3 protein-coding genes are annotated in these 2,404 nt (G+C 43.8%); all 3 read right to left on the bottom strand.

From position 1 onward, the window contains the following. A partial coding sequence (locus L4C33_RS21575) for a M3 family metallopeptidase (RefSeq protein WP_428814437.1) occupies positions 1–1,205 on the bottom strand: 1,205 nt, incomplete at its 3' end. Positions 1,206–1,260: 55 nt separating this feature from the next. Continuing rightward, positions 1,261–1,944, bottom strand: a complete 684-nt coding sequence (locus L4C33_RS21570; RefSeq protein ID WP_428814436.1) for a histidine phosphatase family protein — start codon at positions 1,942–1,944, stop codon at positions 1,261–1,263. Positions 1,945–1,954: 10 nt separating this feature from the next. Beyond that, positions 1,955–2,404: bifunctional adenosylcobinamide kinase/adenosylcobinamide-phosphate guanylyltransferase (cobU, locus tag L4C33_RS21565; protein WP_428814435.1), on the bottom strand; the 450-nt coding region annotated here is incomplete at its 5' end.

Genomic DNA, 2,404 nt, shown 5'->3' with positions numbered 1-2,404 from the left:
AATGGCATGTCACGCATCACCCAGTTATGGAAAGCGTGGCCTAGTTCATGTGCTAGCGTCATTAAGTCAGAACGACTACCACTCCAAGTCATAAATACTAGTGGCGTACGCGTAGCAGCAAATTTAGTGCAGTACGCGCCAAGACGCTTATTGGCAGCAGGTGCGGCATCAATCCATCCATTTTCTACCATTAAACCAACAAAATCAGCCATTTCTTGGTCGACTTCTGCAAAAGCCTTTTTGATTAAATCGATCGCTTCATCAAATGGGTATACCTTAGCTACAGCATCACCAAACGGAGGCATTGCGGCTAAATGGTTCCATGGCTTCATCTCATCAAGTCCATGAACTTTGGCCATTAATTGCCCAGCCTTCTGACCAACGCTGCGGTTTGCTTTAGCCACCTTCATCATTGTGTCTAAGGTTTCGGGAACAATACGACTGCCATGTAAACTTGGTTCCAAGAAATGAACATCTTTGAACGTCGAGCGCTTCTTATTTTCAGTCAAGCGCCACCCAGCCAAAGCATTCAAAATTGCGGCAAATGATTCCTGGTGTGTTTTCATCGCACCTTGAATAGCTCGCCATGCTGGTTCTTGTTTATCAAAGTCGCTACCGTACAACAAACTTGCAGCTTGAGAAAAACCGAGTTCCTCTTCACTATCATCAAACTTGAGCGAGAGTTTCAGCGACCCTGTAAGGTTGTCGTATAAACGGCCCCAAGCGTCTCGACCATCCACTTCCATCGCTGAAAGTAATTGTTCTTCCGCAATACTTAAACGTGATTCCGCCAGTTTTCTCGAACTCTCGATAGAAAAGCTTTGCCCTGCTACATCTGGGCTTTCGTGATTAAGTACCGCGTCAATAAACTCTTGCTCAGCGTGAACCAAGGTATTCTCATATGGGCTAAATGCTTGTGACAGCTCTGAGTTTAGTTTGGCTACACGACCTATCAGAGTTTTAGCTTGTTGATGTGTCGCATCAACCGATGCAAAACATGTCGCGAACGTATTGATGGTGGCTAACAGAGTTCCTGCTGCCTCTGACGTTTGAATTGCGTTCTGCATCGCCAAAATTGTCGCACGTTTTTCTGTGTGCAATTCGAGCAGTTCAATACATTGCTGGATTAATTCAATATCTTGTTCGATTTTACTGTCGCCTAATTCGCTATAGGCAATACTTAAATTCCAACTAGGTGCTGTCATGTTATGTCCTTTTCGCCAGCTGATACATGAGCTGATCTTTTTGAATTGATTGTCGTTAAATTATCGCCGAACCAATCGACTTAACGCTGAAATACTGTTGTTTGTTCTGTGGTGAGAGAGCTTGTACATTACTTCCTGTTGATTGGGCTCTTGAACTGTTAGTTGCGATAACCTGTGAAACTTGGATGTGGGAAAGTGAAGCATTTGCTATCGCCAGGTTTGAATACCAACTTGGATTTTTCCAATCAACATTGAGTATATGTGCCAATATCACCCGTATTACACCACCATGCGTAATCAGTAGAATATTGTCATTCTCAGATTCTAAAACGTGTGACCAAGCGCTAATAACTCGGCTTTGGAACGAGTGTAAACTTTCCGCTCCAGGCAATTGATGGTTAGCCGGATCCAACCAAAAAGACTCTAACAGCTCCCATTGCTGTTGTAAGTCATCAAAGGGCACGCCATCTACATCACCAAAACTCATCTCTTGCAGATCTTGCTCTGTCACCACTGATAAATTGGCGTTCAAAGTAAATATATCGGCTAAATCGGAACACCGCTTTAACGGTGAAGTGAGCACCTTATCGAAAGAAACTTCCAGTTCAGACAAAGCCTGGCTTATGGCTGTTTGAGTGACAACATCAACCAACACATCAGTATGCCCATTGAGAGCAGGCTCGCCGAGTGTTTTTCCATGCCGAAGTAAATACACATTCTTTGTTCTGATTGCACTCATGGCTCAACTTTCACTGTTCGTTTTTCAATACCATAGGTAAGCCAGCAGCAACAAAAGTCACTTGAGCACACACTCGCGCCAGCACTTGATTCATCCTGCCTGCGTTATCAACAAATAACCTAGATACCTTACCTAAAGGCACCACACCTAGTCCTACTTCGTTAGAAACCATGACTAATTGTGCCGAGCATGCTTCAACAGCGACAGCGAGTTTTTCGACTTCATCTTCAACATGCTGGTTGGTGGCTTCATCGCCTAACTCAAAAATGATGTTATTCAACCATAGGGTTAGGCAATCAATAAGTACGACATCTTGGTCGTTAAACTGTTGTAATTTGTTAGCTAGCTGAACGGGAACTTCATGTTCTTGCCACTCTGCGCCTCGCCTTGCTTGATGATGCTTAACTCGCTGCTGCATTTCATCATCAAAACAAATAGCAGTAGCGATATAGTGGAGGTT

The sequence above is a fragment of the Vibrio makurazakiensis genome (assembly GCF_050337375.1).
Taxonomy (GTDB): Bacteria; Pseudomonadota; Gammaproteobacteria; order Enterobacterales; family Vibrionaceae; genus Vibrio; species Vibrio makurazakiensis.
This window is presented reverse-complemented; position numbering and strand designations above follow the sequence as displayed.